The organism is Hoylesella timonensis 4401737 = DSM 22865 = JCM 15640, from assembly GCF_000455445.1.
GTDB classification, from domain to species: Bacteria; Bacteroidota; Bacteroidia; order Bacteroidales; family Bacteroidaceae; genus Prevotella; species Prevotella timonensis.
Genome location: NZ_HG417090.1, coordinates 84,501 through 107,934, shown reverse-complemented (window position 1 = coordinate 107,934; position 23,434 = coordinate 84,501). Strand labels below are relative to the sequence as shown.

Here is a 23,434-nt window from a genome sequence, read left to right as displayed (position 1 = left end):
ATATATTAGTTTTGCAAACTGTAAATTTTAATATCTAACGATTTCAATCTATGAAAAGAGGTTTTATCACAACCCTGATTGTAGCGACTGCTATCTCTTCAGGTGCTCAGACCAAAATGCCAACATGGCTCAACAATGTTAAACTTTCTGGATATGGGATGACTCAATACCAATACCGGTCACAAGAAAATGCGGAATCCAACTCCTTTAATATCAGAATGGTACGCTTATCTTTAGACGGAAGAATTAAAAACGACTTTTATTGGAAGACACAACTCCAGTTCAATGGCAATACCAATTCCTTAGGGAGCAGTCCTCGCATTGTTGACGCATTTGCCGAGTGGCAGAAATACGATTGTTTTCGAGTAAAAATCGGACAGTTCAAGCGTCCTATCAGCTTTGAGAACCCAATGCACCCTATGGCTCAAGGTTTTATGAGCTATGCCCAAAGCATCTTAAAACTAACAGGATTTAACGACAGGGCTGGCGGACATGCCTCTAATGGACGAGACATAGGATTGCAAGTTCAAGGCGACTTCTTGCGTAATAGTCATGGACGCAACCTCTTTCATTATCAAATAGGTGTATTCAACGGACAGGGCATCAATATGAAAGATGTCGACCAGAAGAAAGATATTATTGGCGGTATGTGGGTAATGCCTGTTGCTGGACTGAGAATAGGAGCCTTTGGCTGGACGGGAACGTACGCAAGAAAAGGAACATGGAACGAAGTTGATGAGCATCAGCAACCCATCATGACGGTTGACGATAAAGGTAACCCAGTGCATAAGACACAATCTGGCATACGTTCTTTGCGCCAAAATCGTTACGCCTTTTCGGCAGAATACCTTGTTAACGATTGGACATTTAGGACAGAATATTTGCATTCTACCGGTTGGAGCTTTACAAAGACAGAGCAGTCGGCTGCCACGGCTACCGATGCCAACATCAATTACAAGGCTGGCGACCAAGCTGACGGTGCTTACGCATTGGTGATAGCCCCCATAGTGAAATCAAAGCTTCACGCCAAAGCACGCTATGACATGTATCGTCCTACAGGAGAATGGAACCAATCTAAAACCCAATACGAAGTAGGAATGAACTACTGGTGTACCAAAAATCTACTCATTAGCGCAGAATATGCCCTCGTCAACGATCGTTCTCTGAAAGAGGACAGCCACAACTATTCTGTCGTTGACATACAGGTAGACTATAGATTCTAAGCATAGACGCTCCTCTATCTACAATGTTCATAGTTCGCAAGAACTATGAACATTTATTTTTTAGCAACGTTTCATCTGTTTTCATGACCGCATACGCTGGAAAACGTTTCGTCAATGAACAACTACGAGTTGGTTTGCCTGTTCCACAGCTCATGACGAACACCAAGACAAAAAGCCATTCGTATTTCTGAATTTTCTTTACAACAAGGGTCTCAAAACTCGCATATTTTCAAACAACCTTGCTTTAGCTCGAAAATACGAGAGTTTTGCGAAAGTTTTGTAACTTTTTGTCAATCAACGCACTACGAAAACAGTGCGATAATTCATGACCGAAAAACGCCCTTTTTCTTTGTTAAAGCATTACTTTAAGACCGTTAGATACATGTTCTAATCCCCTTACTGCATGGTCATAACACCTCAAAGTCATGTTTTCAGCAGCATAAATCCATTGCTTTTGTCAAAAAACGACCATAAACGAGACAAAAAGTCCATAAAAAGTTGAACATCTACCTATCTTTTTTCTCTATTTCATCTTTTTCAAACAGCTCTTTTTTTGTCATTTTTTCGAACAAAATACGCATCGAAACCTGCATCAAATAACATCATGACAGCCCATTTTTTTAACAACGAAAAACACAAAAGAAAAAATACGTTGCTGCAAAAGATATTTCACACAAGAACATCTCATTCGTTGTTTTCTTTATATCACACGCCCATTTCCGTCTTTTCTGTTAATTTCGCTGTTGATTTCTTCTGCGTTGTGTACAAAAATAGAAAGATTATCCCCCAACGAAACAGCGGGTGTGATAACGATTGTTAAATGTTATTTTTATAATTAGGTGTTATGATATTTTTCGTACTTTTGCAATAATTATTAGAAGATTGTATGTTTATGAAAGAAAGCATGACGGAGAAAGCGAAACGACAGAATATTTTTTTTGAAACTTATCACACATTACACCATACCTTTCCTTTTGACAAGCTACGTTTTGAGGATTACGAAGAAGCTTTCATGGAAGGAATACGACGGGACAATGAAATCATAGAAAAGACGATTAACGACCCCGAAGAACCTACCTTTGAAAACACTATCGCACGTGTAGACGTATCAAAGGGCGAGGAATATTATGACTTATTAGACAAAGTTTCGACGGTTTTTTCGTGTATGCTATCCGCTGAGACCAACGACCAATTGGATGAACTGGCACAGAAGCTCAGTCCTATACTGACAAAGCACGCCAACGATGTACAGCTAAACAAACGCTTGTTTGAACGTGTCCAACAGGTGTACCATCATCATCGTGAATTGACACCCGAAGAACAAATGCTGCTCGAAAAGACATACGATAGTTTTGTACGCAGCGGTGCACTCCTCAACGATGAAGAGAAAGCACAACTAAGGAAGCTAACGGAGGAAGCGAGCATGCTAACACTGCAATTCTCGCAAAACTTACTCAAGGAAAACAAAGCCTATACACTGCATATCACCGACGAGAAACAGTTGGACGGTTTACCCGACACGGCACGTGACGCTGCTGCCCACACTGCCAAAGAGCGCAACTTGCAAGGTTGGGTGTTTACGTTGGATGCGCCCAGTTATTCGCCTTTCATGACCTACTCTACTCAGCGTGATTTGCGACACCAAATGTACATGGCACGCAACACGGTAGGTACGCACGATAACCCGGAGAACAATCTAAAGATTTGCCAGCAATTGGTAAACTTGAGACGTGAGATTGCGCAGCTCTTGGGCTACGACACCTATGCCGACTATATCTTGAAGCACAGAATGGCGTCTGATACTGACCGTGTGTACCAACTTCTTAACGACTTGATAGAAGCCTATAAGCCTACGGCGATGCAAGAAAAGAAGTCCTTAGAAGAGTTGGCAAAACGATTAGAAGGAAGCGAATTTGAGATGCAGCCGTGGGACACCGCATACTATTCGCACAAATTGCAAATGGAGCGATACAACTTAGATGCAGAGATGTTGCGCCCTTACTTTCAATTAGAGAATGTGATTAAGGGTGTATTTGGATTGGCTACCCGACTCTATGGCATCACGTTCAAGGAGAACAAAGACATCAAGGTATATCATCCTGATGTAAAAGCTTTCGAAGTGTTCGATCGTGATGGTTCGTACTTAGCAGTGCTTTATGCGGATTTCTTTCCACGGAAAGGAAAACAGAGCGGTGCATGGATGACGGAGTTTCAGGGTCAGTGGATTGACCGCAAAGGGAAGAACGTGCGGCCACACGCTTCGATTGTCATGAACCTTACCAAGCCTACCGCTACGAAACCTGCCCTACTCACTTTGGGTGAAGTAGAGACATTCTTGCACGAGTTCGGTCATGCACTGCATGGCATGTTTGCCAACACACGCTTTGAAAGCTTGTCTGGCACCAATGTGTGGTGGGACTTCGTAGAACTTCCCTCGCAATTCATGGAAAATTATGCGGTAGAACCCGAGTTTTTACAGACCTTTGCTTTCCATTACGAGACAGGCGAAGTGATACCTCATGAACTCATCGAACGAATACGAAAGAGTCGCAACTTCATGGTAGGCATGGCATGCTTGCGGCAAGTGAGCTTTGGGCTGTTGGATATGGCTTATTACACGCAGCGTAAAGACTTCCACGAGGATATCATCCCCTTTGAAAAGGAAGCTTGGAAGAAGGCGATACTTGGCAAGCAGTTACCAAACACCTGCATGACAACCCAATTCTCGCATATTATGGCAGGCGGTTATGCGGCAGGATATTACAGTTATAAATGGGCAGAAGTACTGGATGCTGACGCTTTCAGCGTGTTCAAGAAAAACGGCATCTTTGACCACAAGACGGCAGAAAGTTTCCGTCAAAACATCCTTTCAAAAGGAGGCACGGAACATCCGATGACACTTTACAAGCGATTTAGAGGACAAGAGCCGACCATTGATGCACTCTTAGAGCGCAACGGTATCAAAAAATAAACAGAACAACAAAACAATCTTTGCAAGAATCGTCATAGAAATACGACTCTTGCAACAGGCGATATAAAATCTGATGATAACAAAAGACAAGCAACACCAATTAGATCAACGCTATTTACGCATGGCACGTATTTGGGCAGAGAACTCTTACTGTCAGAGACGACAAGTGGGCGCATTGGTAGTTAAGGACCAACGCATTATCAGCGACGGATATAACGGCACCCCCAGCGGTTTCGAAAATCAATGTGAAGACGAACAAGGTGTTACCCATCCCTATGTGCTACACGCTGAAGCCAACGCCATTACCAAGTTGGCACGCAGTTCGAACAACAGCGACGGAGCAACTCTTTATGTCACTGCCTCTCCCTGCATTGAGTGTGCAAAGCTCATTATCCAAGCAGGCATCAAACGAGTTGTCTATGGAGAGAAATACCGTTTAGATGATGGTCTTAACTTACTGAAGAAAGCTAATATTAAAGTTGAGTATTTGGAATAATAACTTAATAACTAAAAAACTCAACAACTCATTAACTCAAGAACTCAACTCAATAACTTATCAACTCATTAACTCATCAACTCACCAATGAATAATAAGAAGTCAAATCGTTTTATGCCGCTCATGATGGCACTCTGTGTGGTCATTGGAATTATCGTTGGCTCATTCTACTCCAACCATTTTTCTGGCAATCGATTGAGCATCATCAATACGGGAACCAACCGTATTAACAACTTACTGCACATCATCGACGATCAGTATGTAGATAAGGTTAATCTGGATTCCTTGGTAGAGGACGCAATGCCAAAGATATTAACCGAGCTCGACCCGCATAGTGTGTACATCAGTGCGAAAGATGTGGAAGCAGCTAATCAAGACTTGCAAGGTTCATTCTCTGGTGTTGGCATTCAGTTTGTGATACGACAAGATACTATCCATGTACAAAATGTCATTCAGAACGGACCTGCTGAACGTGCTGGTATTTTGGCTGGCGATAAGATTGTAATGGTAGACGACCAGACTTTTGTTGGAAAAGCGGTTACCAACCAAGAAGCAATGAGGCGACTCAAGGGACCAAAGAACACAAAAGTAAAGATTGGAGTGCTACGATATGGACACAGCAAGCCGCAATCGTTTGTCGTAACGCGTGGCGACATCCCTATTAAGAGCGTATCAGCCACTTATATGATTGACGACAAAACGGGCTATATCCGCATAAAAAGCTTTGGAGAAACAACCTATGCAGAGCTGTTGGTGGCATTAGCAAAGCTTGGAGAGTCAGGCTTTCAGAACTTAATCATTGACTTGCGCGATAACACGGGCGGCTATTTACAATCGGCAGTACAAATGGCGAATGAGTTTTTACCTAAAAACAAACTGATTGTGTACACCGAAGGACGCAAATCTCCTCGACAAGATTTTCGTTCGGATGGTCGTGGCAGTTACAAACAAACGCCATTGGTAGTACTGATTAATGAAGGTTCAGCCTCAGCAAGTGAAATATTTGCAGGTGCAATGCAGGACAACGACCGAGCTACAGTCATTGGACGTCGCTCGTTTGGTAAAGGATTAGTTCAAAAACAAATAGAGTTTTCGGATGGAAGTATGGTTCGACTCACAATTGCACGCTATTATACTCCTTCGGGAAGATGTATCCAAAAGCCCTATGTACACGGTGAAACAGATGATTATGCACAAGATTTGATGAGCCGATACGAACACGGAGAGTTCTTCTCACAGGACTCTATCAAACACACGGGTCCTAAATATCATACCAGTAACGGACGTGTAGTTTATGGCGGAGGAGGTATCACGCCTGACATCTTCGTTCCTGAAGACACCACTGGCTTTACTTCGTATTATAAACAAGCCACGATGAGTGGACTCATCTTACAATTCGCATTTACCTACACTGATGATAATCGTCCTAAATTGAACAACTTCAAGGAGATGATGGAATTAGCAGACTATCTTAAAAAACAAAACCTTGTTGACAAGTTTGCCACCTATGCAAACGACAAGGGACTGAAACGGCGCAATCTCATGATACGTAAATCTCATTATTTGCTCGACAGATTCATCAATAGTCGCATCATCTACAATATGCTTGATGAACAAGCGTGGCTGGAGTATGTCAATGAAGATGACGCAACTATACGGGAGGCACTAAAGACTTTCAGAAACAATGCAGCCTTTCCAAAGGCTCCAGCAAAAAAAGTAGCCAAAGCAACATCGCTGCAACGCCAGCCTGAGATAAGACAAATGCCACAAATATATCAAGCATAAACGAAGACACCGAGTCTTCTTGTAAGTAAAACTGGCTAAAAAAATCATGATGGTTATGGATAAACAAACGCTAAGAAAACAAATACGACAGTTAAAACGCACATTTACACCCGAACAATTGCGCGAAATGTCGACACCCATTACAGCAACTTTGCTCGAACATCCTCGCATAAAAGCTGCCAATACCATTTTGCTATATGCATCTTTGCCAGACGAAGTTGACACCCATTGCCTGATGGAACAGCTACTGGCGCAGGGGAAAAACATTCTGCTGCCTGTTGTGGTTGGTGATCATGACTTGAAAATATGCCCTTACAAGCCATCTTCTCAAGTTGCTCAAGGACCGTTTGGCATAATGGAACCGCAGGCAGATGCCTTTACTGCATTTGATGAAATTGATGTGGCACTCATTCCTGGCATGGCATTCGACAAGCAAGGAAATCGATTGGGACGTGGAAAAGGCTACTACGATCGTTTCTTGAGCACCGTGCCCCACCTATATAAAATAGGTGTATGCTTTCCATTTCAACAGGTAACCGAAGTACCCACAGATGAAAACGACATCCGCATGGACGAAGTTATTGTATCTACAAATAATATCTAACCCACAAAAAAGGACTTATTAAAAATAAAATATGAATATTCTAAAGAACAAAAAACACTTATTAGGATACTCCTTAGCAATAGCGTTGCTCATCACTGGAAGTAAAAACAATACCATTTGCGCAGGTAACAAACCACTAACAGCACCGCAAGCGCAAACAAATGTGTCTACCAACAAAAATGCAGTTATGTCTCGAGCCGTGCAGATAAATCCAACGACGGTAGAAGTCTATGACACCGACGGCAAGCACATCACCATTGATTTTTACGCTAACAACATCTTTCGTCTTTTTAGAGACGACACGAACCCCGTTGTTCGTAACCCACAAGCTACACCACCTGCGGAAATATTGGTGAACAATCCACGTCTGCCCCTTACCGATTTTACCCTAAAAGACAAGGGAAACAGCATCATCATCTCTACACGTAACGTCACACTAAGCATTGACAAAAGAGATGGTAGGATGAACGTTACTAATAACCTCAACGGAAAGAATGCTCTCGAAAACCTCATGGTGGCAGATATCAACGCACAAGGTACCACTGTTACGATGAAGGCGCATACAGATGAATACTTCTTTGGCGGAGGTGTTCAAAATGGACGCTTCTCACACAGAGGACGAAGTATCGCCATTGAAAACACCAACAATTGGGTTGACGGAGGTGTAGCATCGCCGACACCTTTCTATTGGAGTAACAAAGGCTATGGTGTTCTATGGCATACCTTCAAACAAGGGCGATACGATTTTGCTGCAGCACAACCACAACAAGTGAAACTACATCATCAAGAAGCCTACCTCGATATGTTCGTGATGGTAGACGAAACACCTGTGGCACTGCTCAATGACTTCTACCAACTAACAGGACACCCCGTACTGATGCCTAAGTTTGGATTCTACGAAGGACATCTCAACGCATACAACCGCGACTATTGGAAAGAAGACCCCAAGGGAAACATCCTTATGCCCGATGGGAAAACATACAAAGAAAGCCAAAAAGACAACGGAGGCATCAAGGAAAGTCTCAACGGAGAGAAAGGAAATTACCAATTCTCAGCAAGAGCTGCCATAGATAGATATGTGAAAAATGATATGCCCTTAGGTTGGTTCTTACCCAACGATGGCTACGGAGCAGGCTACGGACAAACCAACACGCTTGATGGAAATATTGAGAACTTGAGGAAGTTTGGCGACTATGCAAAAGCAAATGGCGTACAGATAGGACTATGGACACAAAGCGACCTGCATCCAAAACCTGGCATTGAGCCTTTGTTGCAACGTGACATCGTAAAAGAAGTGCGAAATGCTGGGGTACGTGTACTCAAGACTGATGTAGCATGGGTGGGCAACGGCTACTCATTTGGTCTCAATGGTGTGGCTGATGTCGCTCACATCATGCCTTACTACGGAAATAATGCACGCCCTTTCATCATCTCACTCGATGGTTGGGCAGGAACACAGCGTTACGCTACGATATGGAGCGGTGACCAAACAGGAGGTGATTGGGAGTACATTCGTTTTCACATTCCTACTTTCATTGGCTCTGGATTGTCAGGACAGCCCAATATAACCTCCGATCTCGATGGTATCTTCGGAGGGAAAAACCCTATTGTGAACATTCGCGAATTTCAATGGAAGACGTTCAATCCTATGGGACTCAATATGGACGGTTGGGGTAGCAATCCTAAATATCCGGATGCACTTGGTGAACCAGCGACAAGCATCAACAGACATTACCTGAAATGGAAAAGCCAACTCATGCCCTACACCTATTCTATAGCTCATCAAGCCATTGATGGTAAGCCAATGATACGTGCTATGTTCTTGGATGACCCGAACCCTTACACGCTCGGCACCAGCACAGAGTACCAATTTATGTATGGTCCTTCATTGCTCGTTGCACCTATTTATAAAGATACACAAATGGACAAGGAGGGAAATGACATTCGTAACCGAATTTATTTGCCTGAAGGAAAATGGGTAGATTATTTTACAGGACACACTTACCAAGGAGGATGCATTATCAATAACTTTGAGTCACCCATTTGGAAGCTGCCAGTATTTGTAAAAGCCAACGCTATCATTCCCATGACCAATGCCAACAACAATCCTACACAAATAAAGAAGGACTTGCGCATTTATGAAATATATGCAACGCCCAACAACGAAAGTCACTTTGAAGAGTACGATGATGATGGACAAACACAGGCATACAAATGCGGTGAATATGTCACCACCGACATTCATGCAGAGACTGACGGCAAACAAAACCTTACCATCACCATGGAACCCACCAAGGGCGCATTCAAAGGATACGAACCCAATAAACAAACACTGTTGCGCATCAATGTGAGCCAGCAACCAAAGAAGGTTACAGCAAAGGTGAATAACAGAAACTTAAAGCTGAAATGGGTAAATAATCTTCAAGAATTCGATGCCAGCGACAATGCTTGTCTTTACCTAAAAGAACCCAATCTAAACCAGTTCTCCACAGCAGGTAGTCAAATGCAACACGTGCAAATGACAAAGAATCCACAACTATTGGTAAAGATAGCCAAGACTAATGTAAGCCAAAATAAGATGGTGGTGAAAGTTAAAGGATTTGATTTTAGCATCACTTTACCCACACTGGCTCAACACACAGGTTCCTTAAAGGCTCCTCTCCCACAAATAGCACAAAAGTCAATTGGCGCCTTCTCACTTACACCTACATGGGAAAAGACAGCCAATGCAGACTATTACGAGATATTGTTCAATGGAATGACTTACTCAACGATTCGCCAAAACCAGTTTACTTTCAACGGATTGCAACCCGAACAAACCTACTCGTTCATAATTAGAGCTATCAACAAAGACAATCATTCTGAATGGCAGGACTTCATAGGGAAAACAAAAGCCGATCCGCTACAATTTGCCATCAAGGGCATCAAGGCACAAGCTACCTGCGCCAATCAACCAGGACAAGGCACGGATAAATTGTTCGACTTCGATGAGAAAACCACATGGCACTCCAAGTGGGGAAAGGGCGAAGCCATACCTGCCGATCTTATCATTGACTTAAAGTCCGTGAACACCCTTGACAAATTAGAATACTTGCCTCGCGAGGATGCAGGCAATGGAACGTTGTTACAAGGCACTATCGCTTACGCCACCAACCGACAGAGCTGGAGCAATCCCACAGCCTTTGAATGGAAACAAGACGGAGAATGTAAAACATTCACATTCAAAGAAAAGCCGCAGGCTCGATACCTTAAACTACAACTCACTAAAGCTGTTGGCAACTTCGCTTCAGGAAAAGAAATGTACGTGTTTAAGGTGCCTGGCACAGAAAGTACATTGCAAGGCGACATCAATCGTGACAAGTTTATCGATGAAAACGACCTCACCTCGTACATGAACTACACGGGACTACGCAAGGGCGATAGCGATTTCGACTACATCAAGATTGGCGACATCAACGGCAACGGACTCATTGACGCCTATGACATCTCATGCGTAGCTACAGAACAGGACGGAGGAGTGCGCAACTCTAACGACAAGGTTGACGGGAAATTGGTATTAATTCCCAACAAGAAAAGTTTCCAAGCAGGTGATATCATTGAAGTGAAAGTCGTAGGCAAAGGCTTACATTACGTCAATGCATTGAGCTTTGCCCTACCCTACAACACCAATGAATACGAATACGTAGGTACACAATTACTGAACATGAAAGAGATGGTGAACCTTACCTACGACCGTCTGCACACCAATGGACAAAAAGAACTCACGCCAACATTTGTCAATCGTGGCAACAACTTCTTGTTGGACGAAGGCGATGTAGAACTGTTTATCATCAAGTTGAAAGCAAAGAGGTCGGGTACGTTCAATCTAAAAGCCATCGATGGCATGTTAGTAGACAGAAACTTAGGTTGCGTAACTTTCTGATAATGTTTACTTGTCAACCTAAAAACTCGTCAACTTGTAAACTTGTCAACTCGTCAACTGATGAACTTAAAAACTCAAGAGCTTAAAAACTCGTCAACTTGTAAACTTGTGAACTCGTCAACTGATAAACTTGTGAACTCGTCAACTAACCTCAGTACACCTTTACATCGCTGATGACAAAAGCCCCCACAGCAGCATTGAGTCTCTTCACCAACTGCGAACGCATCATAGAAAGATCCTGCCTTAGTGCAGGATTTTTTATTTTTACAAACAATGTCTGGTTACGAATAAATTTCTCGCCAGTATAAGCATTGACAGTCTGCCCAACAACTTCAGACCACGCATCAATGAGTCGTCGTTGGCGAAGCGGGGTTTCAAGTCCACCCTCACGCAATGCCTTTTGCAATATTTCATCTAAAGATTGTACCTGACGCTTAAACATATTTTACTTAAAAAGTGAAGTTTCTTCATCAAACCATCACAAGTTTGTGTTTGAGTATATGGAGGAAAATAAATAATCACAGCGAACTATTCCTTGAATTCTATTTCAGAACACTACTTACTCCCTCTATTTTCGACAATATCCCCATTATTCACCACAAACAATTTATAATCAAACGAATGACTACTTAATATTCTATCTAAATGAGCTCGATTGGTATCAGTCATGAAAATTTGTCCATAAGTCGTACTGGTCACTAAATCCACAATACGCTCTACCCTCTCTGCATCTAACTTATCAAAGATGTCATCTAACAACAGTAATGGTTGAGTGGCAGAAGACGTACGCTGCAAGAAATCAAACTGCGCAAGCTTCAGCGCTAAGACATAAGTTTTGTTTTGTCCCTGACTCCCTTCACGCTTCATCTGATAATCCCCTATCATCATTTGCAGGTCATCTCGATGAACACCATGCAGCGAATAACCCACCGCTCTGTCCTTCATTCGGTCACGCTGAATAACGTCCAATAGCGGTCCCCTTTGTGCGTGCGATATATACTGCAATGACACCTCTTCATGATGTCCTGAAATGCTGTCATAGATAGATTGAAAAACAGGAATAAACTCTTCGATAAACGATTGCCTTATTGCAAAGATTGCTTCGCCTTGAACAGCCATTTCTTGCTCAAGAATTTCCAAGAGAGATACATCGGGAGCATCCTCTTTCTTCAAAAGAGCATTACGTTGAGCTAAAGCTTTATTATATCTGCTCAAATGTTCTATATAGGTTCGATTTAATTGCGAGATGACCATATCCAAAAAGCGTCTGCGCTCTTCGCTCCCTCCCTCAATCAATATCGTGTCTGAAGGGGACACAAAAATCAGCGGTATCAATCCAATATGCTCTGAAAGTCGCTTATAATCCTTGTCATTTCGCTTAAATCGCTTCCTCGCTCCACGCTTCAATCCACAATGAATCAGTTCCTCATCACCATCGTCTCGCAGATAAGTTCCCTGCAAAGAAAAGAAATCTCGTCCATGAAGAATTAATTGCGCATCAATGGGATTAAAGGCACTCCGACAAAACGATAAATAATAGATAGCATCTAATAAGTTAGTCTTTCCTTCTCCATTATGCCCTATGAGACAATTCAACTTGGAGGAGAACTCCAAATCTGCCACTTCTATATTTTTGTAATTAAGGATTGAAATCTTCTTTAAAAGCATGAACAAGCATTTATAAATCGAAAAGCTGATGAATCGATAAGTTTTGCAAAGTTACCTTATTTGATAGTCAAAAACGAAAAAAGTAAGTAATAAATTTCAATATATCGGATAAATACTTTAATTTTGCAACGCATCATGGCTTGGGATGTCATCTTAGCACGTTTCATGTCAAAGAATGAAAACCGAAAAAATAAATATAAATATTATCATAAAATGGCAAACAAACAAGTGAAGGGAGTAGAAGAAACGAATGAAGCTCTCACCAAATCACAAGCTTTCTTCGTTAAGAACAAAAAAGCTATTATCATTTCTGCTGCAGCAATTGTAGTTATTATTGTTGGTATTTTCTTGTACAATGCTTATGTACAGAAACCACGTGCTGAAAAAGCAAGTACCGAATTGGGAAAAGGACAACAATACTTCAATGCAGGCGATTTTGAAAAAGCATTGAATGGCGATAAAGTTAATTATACAGGCTTTGTTAAAATCGCAAGCGATTACAGTAGCACCGATGCAGGAAACTTAGCCAACCTCTATGCTGGCTTGTGTTATGCCAATATGGACAAATGGAACGAAGCAGTACAGTATCTTGACAAGTTCAATGGAAAAGACGATGCCATGATTAGTCCGGCTGCGTTAGCTGCATTAGGCAATGCCTATGCGCACACTAACCAATTAGACAAAGCCGTTAGCACCCTCAAGAAAGCTGCAGAGAAAGCCGATAGCAAAGCAGAAGGAAAGGTAAATTACAGTCTTTCACCAACCTTTATGATGCAAGCAGCAGAAATCTTAGAAAGTCAAAACAAAAAAGAAGAGGCACTCAAGATTTATCAAGACATCAAGAAAAAGTATATCAACTCGGCAGTCGTACAAAGTTCCGAGATAGATAAGTACATTGAACGTGCGTCCAGATAAGCTTATGTCGACTACATTACATCATTTATCCGACTATGACGCCAGCAAAGTACCCGATGCCAGTAACATGTGTATTGGCATCGTGGTATCCGAGTGGAATCCCGAAATCACAGGAGCATTACTTGATGGAGCGGTTTCCACGCTTGAAAAGCATGGAACGTTGCCCGAGAACATCCATGTGAAGACGGTACCGGGCAGTTACGAGTTGGTGTATGGCGCACACCAAATGGTACTCAATGGCGGCTACGATGCCGTGATTATCTTAGGATGCGTCATTCGAGGCGAAACGCCCCACTTCGATTATATCTGCCAAGGAGTCACCAATGGGATAGCTACCTTAAATAGTAAAAGCGAGATTCCTATTATCTTTGGTCTGCTCACCACTAACGATTTGCAACAAGCCAAAGATAGAAGTGGCGGAAAATTAGGAAACAAAGGCGACGAGTGTGCGGTAGTAGCTATCAAGATGGCAAAGTTTTAACGCACAAGATATGTTTGATAAGCCCATTCTATGATTTTGTTCATGGGCTTATCAATCCTTCCACAAATAACCTCTTATCAACCCTACCCTATCATGGAACTATACCAATTGCTTCAAGCTTACGATTTTGACGAACTCATGCCCGTTATCAACGACATGTTTCCTGGCACCAGTAAGTTTCGCCCCGAACTCAAGCACGCTTACGATTTGCTACTATCTATGCAGCCAGTAGCATCGAAAAAAGCCATTCGCTACAAGATATTACCGGGCGACACTGCCAATCACTCGTACGTTGGAGCCGAAGATACTTGTTTCAATGCCACTTGGGAAGTATGTTTAGGAAAAGACGTGTCTCGTGAACGTGGAGTGGATCTCAGTGATATTGAATTGGTAGCAAATAGCTTGGTCAACTTATGCTTGCAAGCTAAGTATCCCAAAGTGTTCGAAAAGGATCACCAAACACTGTTGAAAGGCTGAAAAAACACCTTATCTCTCTTTACCGTTGCCAACTCTCTTTTATATCATTCATCTTGATATAAATGCCATCATACGTCAACGTAATATCATAGGTGTCTGTCGTTCGGTCAATTGCGTCTATGGCAATAAGCCTCAAATCACCTTCGTAACTCGATACATAGGTCTGATTTGCATCTCTGCTCCTTATATTCTTTGCATCAAGGTACTTGGGCAAGGTGATAACTTCGAATGGCTGAGTGATAGAATACAGCAATTTTAGTTGAGGAGTTGCACAACTCTCCAACTCTCCCTCTCCTTTTAATGCAAAGTGTGGATAATCCGAGTAACTACTCCATGTTACTGTCAACGGTTTATTTTTCATGAAGAAAGCCTTACGAGAAAGGCGATTACAAACATTGGTTGCGTCTGTACTATCACTTTTTACTACTGTTGACTCCTTTGCATCACTCCAACTCTTTTCAATCGTCCACTGATTAGAATCAACATCCTTTACTTGTAAATGATAATACAGTTTGCCATCACCACTTGAAACAGCAGCATCAATTTTCCAATCAGTCGAAGAGGTATTGAAAAAAGAGATGATATAGAGATTCTGTCCATATTCATTTTTTACCAACATATTATAAAAAAACTGATTGTGCTGTAGGTCACGTTCCCTTAATATTTTAATATTTCTAAAGTAAAGCGCATTGACAGAGTCTCGACCCTCAACAGTGGTTTGCCTTATATATTGCCTGAACATTTGTGTATAGGCAACAATATTCGTCAAACTTTTCATATTTGTTTCCATATATAGGTAAGCTGTTCTACCTGCCTTCGTCTTATGCCATTGGTCATAGTCTTCTTCCTCCCTTTGGCATCCTGCCAAGATAGTTGCCATTACCATAAGTATGCTTATAAGTAGTTTTGTCTTCATCTGCGTATTGTTTATTTTGTATGTGGCTGTATTACATTTTCCTAACCATGAAGTGCCTCTTGTTTTTTCCCAAGGATGTACTGTTTTCGTTTATCTTATTACCAGCGATATCCAACACCTGCCCTTACTAATCCACGGACATTCGTTGTTATTTCACTGAATCCATAAAATTTTGTACCTACCAAGAAACCAAAAATGGTGGCATCTTCTATCATATATGTTTTTGCGGTGTACTCGGAAGCATCATAATGCTTATACAACTGTTTGTTGAAACCTAACGATATGCCGCTATAAAAGCTATATTTTTGGTGTATGCAATAATAGTAGCGCAAACTCCACAATGCAATGAAGTCATGCAAATCTAACTTTCCGTCTTTTTGCGCTGTTAGCGATCGATACCGTTGACACATACTATATCCGTAACACCCCTGTAGACCAACAGCCCAATGTTTGCTGATATGATGAAAAATGTTTACCCAAACCGTTGGACTTGATTTCATTTCATCGATATAAAATTTTCCAGCATGATAATCGTCCATTGGGGTTTCTCGATTTAATAAAGGTGAGGGATAATTACTATCATATTCATTTCCATAACTATTGTGCAAAGCGATGCCCACTGAAAGCTCGGTACGCTCGTAGGGATACCCTTTTTGAGGGGTCTCCTGCGCTTGTACGCCCAACCGAATCCCCATGAGTAGTAACATCGTGACTAAATATCTAAACATCTTTTTTGGTATTTATTTTTATTATTTTTAATTCCTTACTGTCTTTATAATGAAGAAAAAGTAAAAATCTTGCATTTCGCATGCAAGATTTTTTTATTTTAACGTTATTAGAGTATAAAACGATTTTGCAAATGAAACCACTCTTCTATCTTTTCATAGGAATGTTGTTGACGGCATGTACCTCATACAACGACGATCCGTTAAGCGACTCCTTATATAGCTCAAACAGACAAATACCGTCCTATTTCGGGAAATATCAGGGCATTTGGACTTATCAAGAGAAGCAAATAGGCACAGCCCAATTAGAATTAGGTATACACCAAAGCTACACTTACATTCCTCTTTTGCCTGATGCTAAAGTGGCTATCATGCGCAAATTGGGACTCACCACGCTTCAAGTCGTACCAACTAATGCCTACCATGTACTCTATCAAGAGACAGGCTATTCGGCAACCACCATTTATATGGTGGCACTACCCAGCGATTACACCTATTCCTTCACGGCGAATGGCAAGAGCCACTCCATTCAAATCATCATCCAAAAGGGGAATGCAGCGAGTGCCTATAACGAACAAAACGAGACTTTCTCATCGGTATTTTACATAGAGGCAGTCAAAGTGGACAACAGTACCATCGTCAACTACAAAAAACCTCAAGCCGTTCAATTTCATACTCTCAAGAAAAGTGCCACGGGTGGAAACTGAAAAACAACTTCTGACAGCTATTCTCAACGGCAACCAGCAAGCCATGCGACAGTTGTACGAGCGCTATTGTGGCTATGCCATGACCATTGCACTAAGATACATCCCCGACCGTGATGCGGTGCAAGATGTGCTGCAAGACAGTTTTGTCAAAGCCTTTTCTGCCATCCAGCGGTTTAAGTATCGGGGCGAAGGCTCTCTCAAAGCGTGGCTCATGCGCATTGTGGCAAACCAGTCGCTGACCTATCTACGTGAAAACCAGCGGCTACAGCTTACCAACGACTTGATAGATGTACCCGATAATGAACACGAAGAAGAGGTAGATACACGACAGCTACCCATAGATGTGCTGCTAAAAATGATACAACAATTGCCCGATGGGTATCGAACGGTATTCAACTTATTTGTCTTTGAACAAAAAAGTCATCAAGAAATAGCCCATACCTTGGGCATCAAGGAAAATTCGTCAGCCTCACAGTTTTTTCGAGCAAAAAACATGTTGGCTCGCATGATTAACGATTACAAGAGAAAGAGTAACTTATGAAACACGATAACTGGATTGACGACTTGCAAAAGCGCATGGCTCAACACCAAGAACCTGTTGAGACTGATTTGTGGGCTAGCATCGAAAAACAGCTCACCAACCCTCCATATACCAAACACGCAACCCACATCAGCCTGTGGCGTCGATATGCTGCCGCCGCTGTCATCTGTATTGCCTTATTGGGTGGAGCCGCTTATGTGCTGTTTCATCAGCAAACCTCCACACCTTCGCTTGCGGTACAAACATCTCAACAACCCTCCGCAAGTGCCAATCAACAAACTTACATGGAGCCTAAAGCAACTACTACGGCACAAGAACAGCAACCTACAACTGCCTTAACACCATGGGTTGCAACGGCAGCCACAAACACAAGGCAGTCTACTGTTGCTGCATCAGAAGCCAAGCTGCAAACACAACGCGAGGAAACCTTACTCGCCAACGTCTCAAAAGATGTTGCTTCGGCTGAAAATGGTGGCGCCTCCCAACCCTCTGTCGAGACATATTCTTCCGCTGAACCTGCCACGCAGCAGCCAAATACGGAGGCACAGAGCACCACCACAACACCAACTGCCCAAGCAACGGACAAGCAAGCAGCACAGCGTTCACGCACGTACGCAACGCATCACCATACAACAACTTTAGGACACAACTCCACCTTATCCATGAATTTGTATGCCAGCAATGCGCTCATGAACTATTCTACCAGTAATCCTATTCATGCAGCTCAACCCGTGATGATGCACAATGGCTATTTCATGTCAAAAGCCAATACGTTTTTTGCGGATGATGTATCGCCCATCCTGAACCAAACGCATGAGGAAGTCATACATCATCAACCCATTTCGTTAGGACTTTCATTCAGTGTTCCGTTGCAACCTCGTTTATCTATCTCTACAGGAGTGGTATATACTAAACTGCAATCTGACTTTATTCAGACAATGGGGACAACTTGCTTCACGACGCAACAGACGCTCCATTACGTAGGCGTGCCCCTGAATATCAGTTACTCGTTTTGGCAAAACAAGCATCTTCGCACTTATGTCATGGCTGGTGGGCAGGTTGACTTCAACGTGAAGGCAAAAAACACCAAAGAGGGGGTGACACAAGACATTAAGAAAACCGCACAGCAATGGTCATCGCAAGCAGCTCTTGGCATACAATACAACGTTACGCCTCATCTTGGAGCCTACTTGGAACCGGGACTTAAATATTACATTCCGCAACATCAACCACTCAACACGTATTGGAAAGACAAGCCACTACAATTCAATTTGCAAATAGGAGTGCGTTGGCAATATTAGTCTTCAACCTCAAATCCCTCTCCCCCACTACACGCTATCGGTTGCACAGCTGCCTGCTATTGCCCACGAGTCATTGTTTGGAGAAAGATATTTGCACCACAAGTGTTTCATTAACATGGTCGTTTGATGTCAAAAACAATGATGTTATTTTGTATCAACAACGAATTTAACCAATAAAACGAATCCTTTTGTTGGATTCAATGAATGCCAGCGTTCACCCAATGAAACAAATTTAGTGAAAACTCACAACATATTATTGTTGGCAAATTTGTGCCATTCGAAGAACGCTTGCGTTCATTACCTTGATGAGTTTATTTGTTTTATTGGTTTTATTTGTTGTTCAACAATTTTTCCCTTAAACGAATGTGCTGTGTATTTGCGCCACGAAACACATTCAAAAGGCAACATTGGTAGAAAGAATGGCACACGATATGAGAGTATAAAAGATGCTGAATTTTCTTTACAAAGTGCCTCTCAAAACTCGCGTGAAAATCACCAACGGCAAAGTGGGTCGCAAATACGCGAATTATGAGCAAGATTTGTAATTCATTGTTATTTAGAACGTTACGTTTGTTCCGCCACTCTTCTTTCCTATTTTTACCGTTTTTTGGCAGCTAAAGCATTGAGATAAGCCTGTTATTTGCATGCTTTAATGGGGTTGAAGCATGTGAATAACACCTCTAATACATGTTTCCAAGGCCGTAAATTCAATGTTCCAGTCTCGAGAGCCGTCTATTTTGTCAAAATCAGCACATTTCTGTCCATCGTTTGCCTATTATTTTTTTCTATTTTGAAGATTTTAGATGGTCGTTTTTTGGTAAAATAATAGGACAAAAACTACAATTAGTTGTCAAAGCGTTTTACTCGTAGCGCACCACTATCAAGCAACGCTTCGTCAAAATTATATTCAAGAACGATAGCTTCACCTCCTGTCAGCTCCACCCGTGCGGCTACCAATTCTTCTGCCTGCCATCTGTTATCCGACAAGTAGAAACCCTGTCCAAAGTCTTTGTTAGGTTCTGATTTCGTCAGGTCGATGTTATCAAAATCCACATTTGTGCCATGATAGAGTATCATCCCAAATGTCCTCCCATTCTTTTGCATAATCCAGCGATGTCGTCCACCATACTTTCAAACGACTGCGTGTGTACAAAGCCATAATGCTTGTCGATGAAGTCAATACCCTTGAAACGGCTCAGATAGCCGAAAGCCTGTTTCATCGTTAGACCAAAGCGCTTGCCAAACTCATGAATGAAAATCATCGTCCATTCCAATTTTTCTTCCTTGCTGTATTCCATAGTGCGTTCTCCTTATTTATATTGTTCGGGGAAGAATTGCCTAATATATTCTCGTTTGAGCATTATTTCTCATCTTATTTGTCACAAAGATAACGAATAAGTAAACAATGCCAATTTTTTGCCGATAAATTTATATAAAAGTCACAAACAGCTTCCAATCCTACTCTTCTTGTTAAAATCTTCCGCATACCTGATTCTGTCCAAAAAAGAGGTAGTAATTAACTGACTCATACTGTGTAGACAGTCCATGGAAGGCTTCTTTTCTTACAAAGAAGGCTATAGATAAGTTTTAGCGGACTACAATAATACTAAAAAACGCTTTCCTGCGTTTTATATGCAACCTCATGTAGGGGCGTCTTACTATTAAATAAAGATGAGAAATTAAAACGAAAGCACATCATGGAATATATGTCGCAAGAAGGCTACGACAAGTTAGTGGCTGAATTAAAACAACTTGAAACGATAGAACTACCACGAGTTAGAGACGCCATAGCGGAGGCGCGAGACAAAGGCGACTTGAGCGAAAACTTCGAATATCATGCTGCCAAACGCGAACAAGGTCGTTTGCTGAGCCGAATTAGATTTAAGCAGAAAGTCTTGGAGTTTGCTCGTGTGGTTGACACCTCTCGTTTATCAGCCGATAAAATAGGATTACTAAGCAAAGTTACGATAACAAATTTAGGAAACAAAGCCAAGATGACCTATCGCATTGTAAGTGCACACGAAGCTAATATGCGAGAAGGAAAGATATCTATTCACTCTCCCATTGCCCAAGCTTTGTTAGACAAGAAGCAGGGAGATGAGGTAACGGTACGTGTACCAGCTGGTACTATCACTCTACACATTGACGAGGTAGAGCTATAAAAGAATTGATGCGGTTGAAGTCTTTTCTACTTTCTGCGCTCATGACTACTTTTTCGGTTAGCTTTTAGCAGCTTGGATAAATGGATATTTCTTGTGTAGAAATAAAAGTTTAACTGATAGCCACTTGAGAAAATACAAGAACACGATTAGAATGGCAAACCAACAGCAAAGTGGAAGGCGAAGTCGCGTTTAAGATTGGGATGCAAAAAAGCGTAATGCTCCTCATTGTTTGTATAAGCTGGATTGATGGCTTTCATGCCCATATCAAATCGAAGGATGAAATAACCGAAATTCAATCGAAATCCCAAACCATAAGCCACTGCTATCTGTTTATAAAATTGGTCTAATTTGAACTGCCCTCCTGGTTGTTCATCATAAGCTCGCAAAGTCCAAATGTTGCCTGCATCAATAAAGGCAGCGCCATTCAGCTTCCAAAACAGCTTGGTGCGAAACTCTGCATTCATATCCAACTTCATGTCACCAGTCTGGTTGATGAAATCAATTCGTCCATCTGTTCCTCTAAAACTTCCCGGTCCAAGCTCGCGAACACTCCACCCTCTCACCGAGTTGGCACCTCCAGAAAAATATCGTTTCTCGAAAGGCAACACTTTAGAATTGCCATAAGGATAAGCAATGCCGAGACCTACATGCAATGCTAACGAATTGTTGGGGTCGAATGGTATCAAACGAGTATAAGCAATGTCGCCTTTGACAAATTGCGCAAAGGCGGTATTAAACAGCTTGTATTGTCCCTCCTCATTCTTTTTGAATCCCAAGGGCTTTGCCACTCCGCCAAAGATGTTGCCCACCGTCTCAATATTTGCAATGACAGCATGCTGACCGTCATTATAGGTGACCCCAAAACCTATCTTCATGAGAAGCAGATTTTCATAATTATATCTCAAAATGGCATTGCGATTGCTCACGCTGTCCAAATAGTCTCGCTTGAAAGTATCCGAAATCCAAGGCATGTGGACATAGTTCAAATCTATCAAATCCAGACGATAGGACAAGTGATGATGAGGCTCACTCCAGCGATACCTGAAGGCAGAAGAAAAGACACGCCGATGAAACTCTGGGCGATTCTGCAAGTTATAACTCAACGAAATTTCGGAAGAAGCACTCCGTTGCCGACGAAAAGAATGGGAAAGGAATGGTGCCAGAAATCGTGGAAACAGAATTTTTGCCTCTGCATTATATTCTTGATAATCTTGATCATTGTAACCTTCTAAGCCCGTGATGGCCTCAAAGGCTCCTCGCAACTGTAAGCTCAACACCTCACTCCCACGAAACAGGTTTCTATTTTCATAAGTGAACAGCACAGCGGCTCCCAAATCACCTGCCGTGTTGGTACCTTCAGGCTGAAAAGAGATGGTTCTTGGCTTTTGTTGACTTAACTGAATGTCACAATCAAGCAAGGTAGTATCGGGTAATTCCCTAAATCTTATATTGGTATATTGGATAGCCTGTAGTTTTGCAAAGTTAAGATAGGTTTGCTGAAGTTTGCTCGCAGAGAACGGCTCCCCCTCAATGAGGGCAGTATTATACATTAAAACAGAAGGGCGCAGATTGATTTTTGTGCTATCTTTCGAGGTATAATGAATCGTTCTAATGGTGTAGCGTGGATGATTGGTGATAGGGGCATCACTATTAGCACGATACTTTAACAGCTTGACTATCAAGTTCACTCCTGTTCGATGACGTGTGGAATCTGCCTCAAATACGATAAAGTCTTTATGAAATTTATAGAACCCACTATCCAACAACAGTTTGGTGATTCGCTCACGTTCTTCGTCTAAACGATCGACAGTAAAGCGCGAACCAGCTTTTAGACCCAACGCAGCATTCTCGGGTCTGTCCAATGCCAAAACTCGCTGAATTTGTTGGTCTTGAATGTCATAGGTTACACTGTTAATATAATAAGGTTTCCCAGGATGAAGCGTGTAAATAGCCGTTAGCGACTTGCCCTTGGTTTTCACATCAAAAGACACTTCTGCATGCATATAGCCCGCATTTTGCAGCGCCGTCTTCAAATCTTTTTGGGACAGACGTGCTTGTAAAGTGTCAAAAATAACAGGTTTTTCACCAATCTTTTGTAACGTCCTGTTGACCCATTTCGTGGTATCTCGACCCGAAAGCGCATAAGTTCCCATTGGAATTTTGAAAAGAGAGAACCACTTGGAGTTGGCTTTCTGGCGGATGTATGGTTCCAACGAAGCTGCATCAAATCCTTTTTGATCGGACTTGATTTGCACCTCTTCCAGCAAATATTCATTTTGTGACACAAAACGTGTTGACGAACAACTGGTTATCAAAATGAATATAGCAAAATATATCGCTAATCTAATCTGTTTCAAGAGTTGCATGATTGATGTTCTTGTTCGCTTTCAAATCAGGTTTTCTAAACATGAGGGAAAGAAGCCACGTGTAGAGAATGAATGCAAATTTAGATAAAATTCCCCAATTATAAGTCAGTTAGCACAAAAAGTAGTTATGACATTCACAGCAACCTCGTTGAGTTTGAACAGAATTGATTAGTC

The 23,434-nt window shown here is 41.9% G+C and carries 20 protein-coding genes; 13 read left to right on the top strand and 7 right to left on the bottom strand.

Going from position 1 to position 23,434, the window contains the following annotated elements; all coding sequences use genetic code 11:
• The first annotated feature begins 50 nt into the window (after nt 1–50).
• From BN35_RS00540 to BN35_RS00515, 6 genes are all read left to right on the top strand, one after another.
• The gene (locus BN35_RS00540; RefSeq protein ID WP_025072255.1) at nt 51–1,223 is read left to right on the top strand and encodes a porin; all 1,173 of its coding nucleotides are present in this window, start codon (nt 51–53) and stop codon (nt 1,221–1,223) included.
• A gap of 892 nt (nt 1,224–2,115) precedes the next feature.
• Nucleotides 2,116–4,194, top strand: a complete 2,079-nt coding sequence (locus tag BN35_RS00535; protein WP_025072254.1) for a M3 family metallopeptidase — start codon at nt 2,116–2,118, stop codon at nt 4,192–4,194.
• A gap of 73 nt (nt 4,195–4,267) precedes the next feature.
• Complete coding sequence (locus BN35_RS00530; protein ID WP_008125741.1) at nt 4,268–4,690, top strand: deoxycytidylate deaminase; 423 nt, start codon at nt 4,268–4,270, stop codon at nt 4,688–4,690.
• Between the two features lie 87 nt (nt 4,691–4,777).
• Nucleotides 4,778–6,475: a S41 family peptidase gene (locus BN35_RS00525; RefSeq protein ID WP_025072253.1), complete on the top strand. Its 1,698-nt coding sequence runs from the start codon at nt 4,778–4,780 to the stop codon at nt 6,473–6,475.
• 55 nt (nt 6,476–6,530) lie between these two features.
• Nucleotides 6,531–7,079, top strand: a complete 549-nt coding sequence (locus BN35_RS00520) for a 5-formyltetrahydrofolate cyclo-ligase (RefSeq protein WP_025072252.1) — start codon at nt 6,531–6,533, stop codon at nt 7,077–7,079.
• Between the two features lie 31 nt (nt 7,080–7,110).
• Nucleotides 7,111–11,001, top strand: a complete 3,891-nt coding sequence (locus BN35_RS00515; protein WP_028901056.1) for a TIM-barrel domain-containing protein — start codon at nt 7,111–7,113, stop codon at nt 10,999–11,001.
• Nucleotides 11,002–11,152: 151 nt separating this feature from the next.
• Here BN35_RS00515 and BN35_RS00510 read toward each other — a convergent pair whose 3' ends face one another.
• Together BN35_RS00510 and recF are read right to left on the bottom strand one after the other, a co-directional pair.
• The gene (locus BN35_RS00510; RefSeq protein WP_025072251.1) at nt 11,153–11,443 is read right to left on the bottom strand and encodes a DciA family protein; all 291 of its coding nucleotides are present in this window, start codon (nt 11,441–11,443) and stop codon (nt 11,153–11,155) included.
• Between the two features lie 113 nt (nt 11,444–11,556).
• Complete coding sequence (gene recF, locus BN35_RS00505; protein WP_025072250.1) at nt 11,557–12,669, bottom strand: DNA replication/repair protein RecF; 1,113 nt, start codon at nt 12,667–12,669, stop codon at nt 11,557–11,559.
• Between the two features lie 213 nt (nt 12,670–12,882).
• Here recF and BN35_RS00500 point away from each other — a divergent pair, with 213 nt between their 5' ends.
• From BN35_RS00500 to BN35_RS00490, 3 genes are all read left to right on the top strand, one after another.
• The gene (locus BN35_RS00500; RefSeq protein WP_025072249.1) at nt 12,883–13,584 is read left to right on the top strand and encodes a tetratricopeptide repeat protein; all 702 of its coding nucleotides are present in this window, start codon (nt 12,883–12,885) and stop codon (nt 13,582–13,584) included.
• Between the two features lie 4 nt (nt 13,585–13,588).
• Nucleotides 13,589–14,065, top strand: coding sequence for a 6,7-dimethyl-8-ribityllumazine synthase (gene ribH, locus BN35_RS00495; RefSeq protein WP_025072248.1), 477 nt, complete (start codon nt 13,589–13,591; stop codon nt 14,063–14,065).
• A gap of 93 nt (nt 14,066–14,158) precedes the next feature.
• On the top strand, nt 14,159–14,542 hold the full coding sequence (locus BN35_RS00490; protein ID WP_025072247.1) for a hypothetical protein: 384 nt from the start codon (nt 14,159–14,161) through the stop codon (nt 14,540–14,542).
• Nucleotides 14,543–14,561: 19 nt separating this feature from the next.
• Here the strand turns inward: BN35_RS00490 and BN35_RS00485 are convergent, their stop codons facing one another.
• Together BN35_RS00485 and BN35_RS00480 are read right to left on the bottom strand one after the other, a co-directional pair.
• Nucleotides 14,562–15,458 carry a hypothetical protein gene (locus BN35_RS00485; RefSeq protein WP_145992908.1) on the bottom strand — a complete coding sequence of 299 codons (897 nt, stop codon included), beginning with the start codon at nt 15,456–15,458 and terminating at the stop codon, nt 14,562–14,564.
• A gap of 98 nt (nt 15,459–15,556) precedes the next feature.
• Nucleotides 15,557–16,186 carry a hypothetical protein gene (locus BN35_RS00480; protein ID WP_145992907.1) on the bottom strand — a complete coding sequence of 210 codons (630 nt, stop codon included), beginning with the start codon at nt 16,184–16,186 and terminating at the stop codon, nt 15,557–15,559.
• A gap of 131 nt (nt 16,187–16,317) precedes the next feature.
• Here BN35_RS00480 and BN35_RS00475 point away from each other — a divergent pair, with 131 nt between their 5' ends.
• Genes BN35_RS00475 through BN35_RS00465 form a run of 3 tightly spaced genes read left to right on the top strand, consistent with a single transcriptional unit; the run spans nt 16,318 to nt 18,732 of the window.
• Nucleotides 16,318–16,890 carry a hypothetical protein gene (locus BN35_RS00475; protein WP_159099991.1) on the top strand — a complete coding sequence of 191 codons (573 nt, stop codon included), beginning with the start codon at nt 16,318–16,320 and terminating at the stop codon, nt 16,888–16,890.
• Complete coding sequence (locus BN35_RS00470) at nt 16,880–17,431, top strand: RNA polymerase sigma factor (RefSeq protein ID WP_025072243.1); 552 nt, start codon at nt 16,880–16,882, stop codon at nt 17,429–17,431. The genes BN35_RS00475 and BN35_RS00470 overlap by 11 nt, the downstream gene beginning before the upstream one ends.
• On the top strand, nt 17,428–18,732 hold the full coding sequence (locus BN35_RS00465) for an outer membrane beta-barrel protein (RefSeq protein WP_025072242.1): 1,305 nt from the start codon (nt 17,428–17,430) through the stop codon (nt 18,730–18,732). Before BN35_RS00470 ends, BN35_RS00465 begins: the two co-directional genes overlap by 4 nt.
• Nucleotides 18,733–19,575: 843 nt before the next feature.
• On the opposite strand, the gene BN35_RS00460 is transcribed toward BN35_RS00465, so the two are convergent.
• Complete coding sequence (locus BN35_RS00460) at nt 19,576–19,836, bottom strand: DUF3990 domain-containing protein (RefSeq protein WP_234396699.1); 261 nt, start codon at nt 19,834–19,836, stop codon at nt 19,576–19,578.
• Nucleotides 19,806–20,030: a DUF3791 domain-containing protein gene (locus BN35_RS00455; RefSeq protein WP_025072240.1), complete on the bottom strand. Its 225-nt coding sequence runs from the start codon at nt 20,028–20,030 to the stop codon at nt 19,806–19,808. Before BN35_RS00455 ends, BN35_RS00460 begins: the two co-directional genes overlap by 31 nt.
• A 399-nt stretch (nt 20,031–20,429) precedes the next feature.
• On the opposite strand from BN35_RS00455, the gene greA reads away from it, so the two are divergent.
• Nucleotides 20,430–20,894 (top strand): transcription elongation factor GreA, encoded by a 465-nt coding sequence (gene greA, locus BN35_RS00450; protein WP_025072239.1) that lies wholly within the window; start codon nt 20,430–20,432, stop codon nt 20,892–20,894.
• A 146-nt stretch (nt 20,895–21,040) separates the two neighbouring features.
• Here the strand turns inward: greA and tamL are convergent, their stop codons facing one another.
• Nucleotides 21,041–23,260, bottom strand: coding sequence for a translocation and assembly module lipoprotein TamL (gene tamL, locus BN35_RS00445; protein ID WP_028901057.1), 2,220 nt, complete (start codon nt 23,258–23,260; stop codon nt 21,041–21,043).
• Between the last annotated feature and the right edge of the window lie 174 nt (nt 23,261–23,434).

What these genes read in the sequence shown, in the direction of transcription:
- ribH (WP_025072248.1), top strand. Translation starts at nt 13,589, where the DNA reads ATGTCGACTACATTACATCATTTATCCGACTATGACGCCAGCAAAGTA.
- BN35_RS00500 (WP_025072249.1), top strand. Translation starts at nt 12,883, where the DNA reads ATGGCAAACAAACAAGTGAAGGGAGTAGAAGAAACGAATGAAGCTCTC.
- BN35_RS00525 (WP_025072253.1), top strand. Translation starts at nt 4,778, where the DNA reads ATGAATAATAAGAAGTCAAATCGTTTTATGCCGCTCATGATGGCACTC.
- BN35_RS00480 (WP_145992907.1), bottom strand. Translation starts at nt 16,186, where the DNA reads ATGTTTAGATATTTAGTCACGATGTTACTACTCATGGGGATTCGGTTG.
- BN35_RS00460 (WP_234396699.1), bottom strand. Translation starts at nt 19,836, where the DNA reads ATGCAAAAGAATGGGAGGACATTTGGGATGATACTCTATCATGGCACA.
- BN35_RS00530 (WP_008125741.1), top strand. Translation starts at nt 4,268, where the DNA reads ATGATAACAAAAGACAAGCAACACCAATTAGATCAACGCTATTTACGC.
- BN35_RS00455 (WP_025072240.1), bottom strand. Translation starts at nt 20,030, where the DNA reads ATGGAATACAGCAAGGAAGAAAAATTGGAATGGACGATGATTTTCATT.
- BN35_RS00515 (WP_028901056.1), top strand. Translation starts at nt 7,111, where the DNA reads ATGAATATTCTAAAGAACAAAAAACACTTATTAGGATACTCCTTAGCA.
- BN35_RS00540 (WP_025072255.1), top strand. Translation starts at nt 51, where the DNA reads ATGAAAAGAGGTTTTATCACAACCCTGATTGTAGCGACTGCTATCTCT.
- BN35_RS00520 (WP_025072252.1), top strand. Translation starts at nt 6,531, where the DNA reads ATGGATAAACAAACGCTAAGAAAACAAATACGACAGTTAAAACGCACA.
- tamL (WP_028901057.1), bottom strand. Translation starts at nt 23,260, where the DNA reads ATGCAACTCTTGAAACAGATTAGATTAGCGATATATTTTGCTATATTC.
- BN35_RS00510 (WP_025072251.1), bottom strand. Translation starts at nt 11,443, where the DNA reads ATGTTTAAGCGTCAGGTACAATCTTTAGATGAAATATTGCAAAAGGCA.
- BN35_RS00535 (WP_025072254.1), top strand. Translation starts at nt 2,116, where the DNA reads ATGAAAGAAAGCATGACGGAGAAAGCGAAACGACAGAATATTTTTTTT.
- BN35_RS00485 (WP_145992908.1), bottom strand. Translation starts at nt 15,458, where the DNA reads ATGAAGACAAAACTACTTATAAGCATACTTATGGTAATGGCAACTATC.
- BN35_RS00465 (WP_025072242.1), top strand. Translation starts at nt 17,428, where the DNA reads ATGAAACACGATAACTGGATTGACGACTTGCAAAAGCGCATGGCTCAA.
- BN35_RS00475 (WP_159099991.1), top strand. Translation starts at nt 16,318, where the DNA reads ATGAAACCACTCTTCTATCTTTTCATAGGAATGTTGTTGACGGCATGT.
- greA (WP_025072239.1), top strand. Translation starts at nt 20,430, where the DNA reads ATGGAATATATGTCGCAAGAAGGCTACGACAAGTTAGTGGCTGAATTA.
- recF (WP_025072250.1), bottom strand. Translation starts at nt 12,669, where the DNA reads ATGCTTTTAAAGAAGATTTCAATCCTTAATTACAAAAATATAGAAGTG.
- BN35_RS00490 (WP_025072247.1), top strand. Translation starts at nt 14,159, where the DNA reads ATGGAACTATACCAATTGCTTCAAGCTTACGATTTTGACGAACTCATG.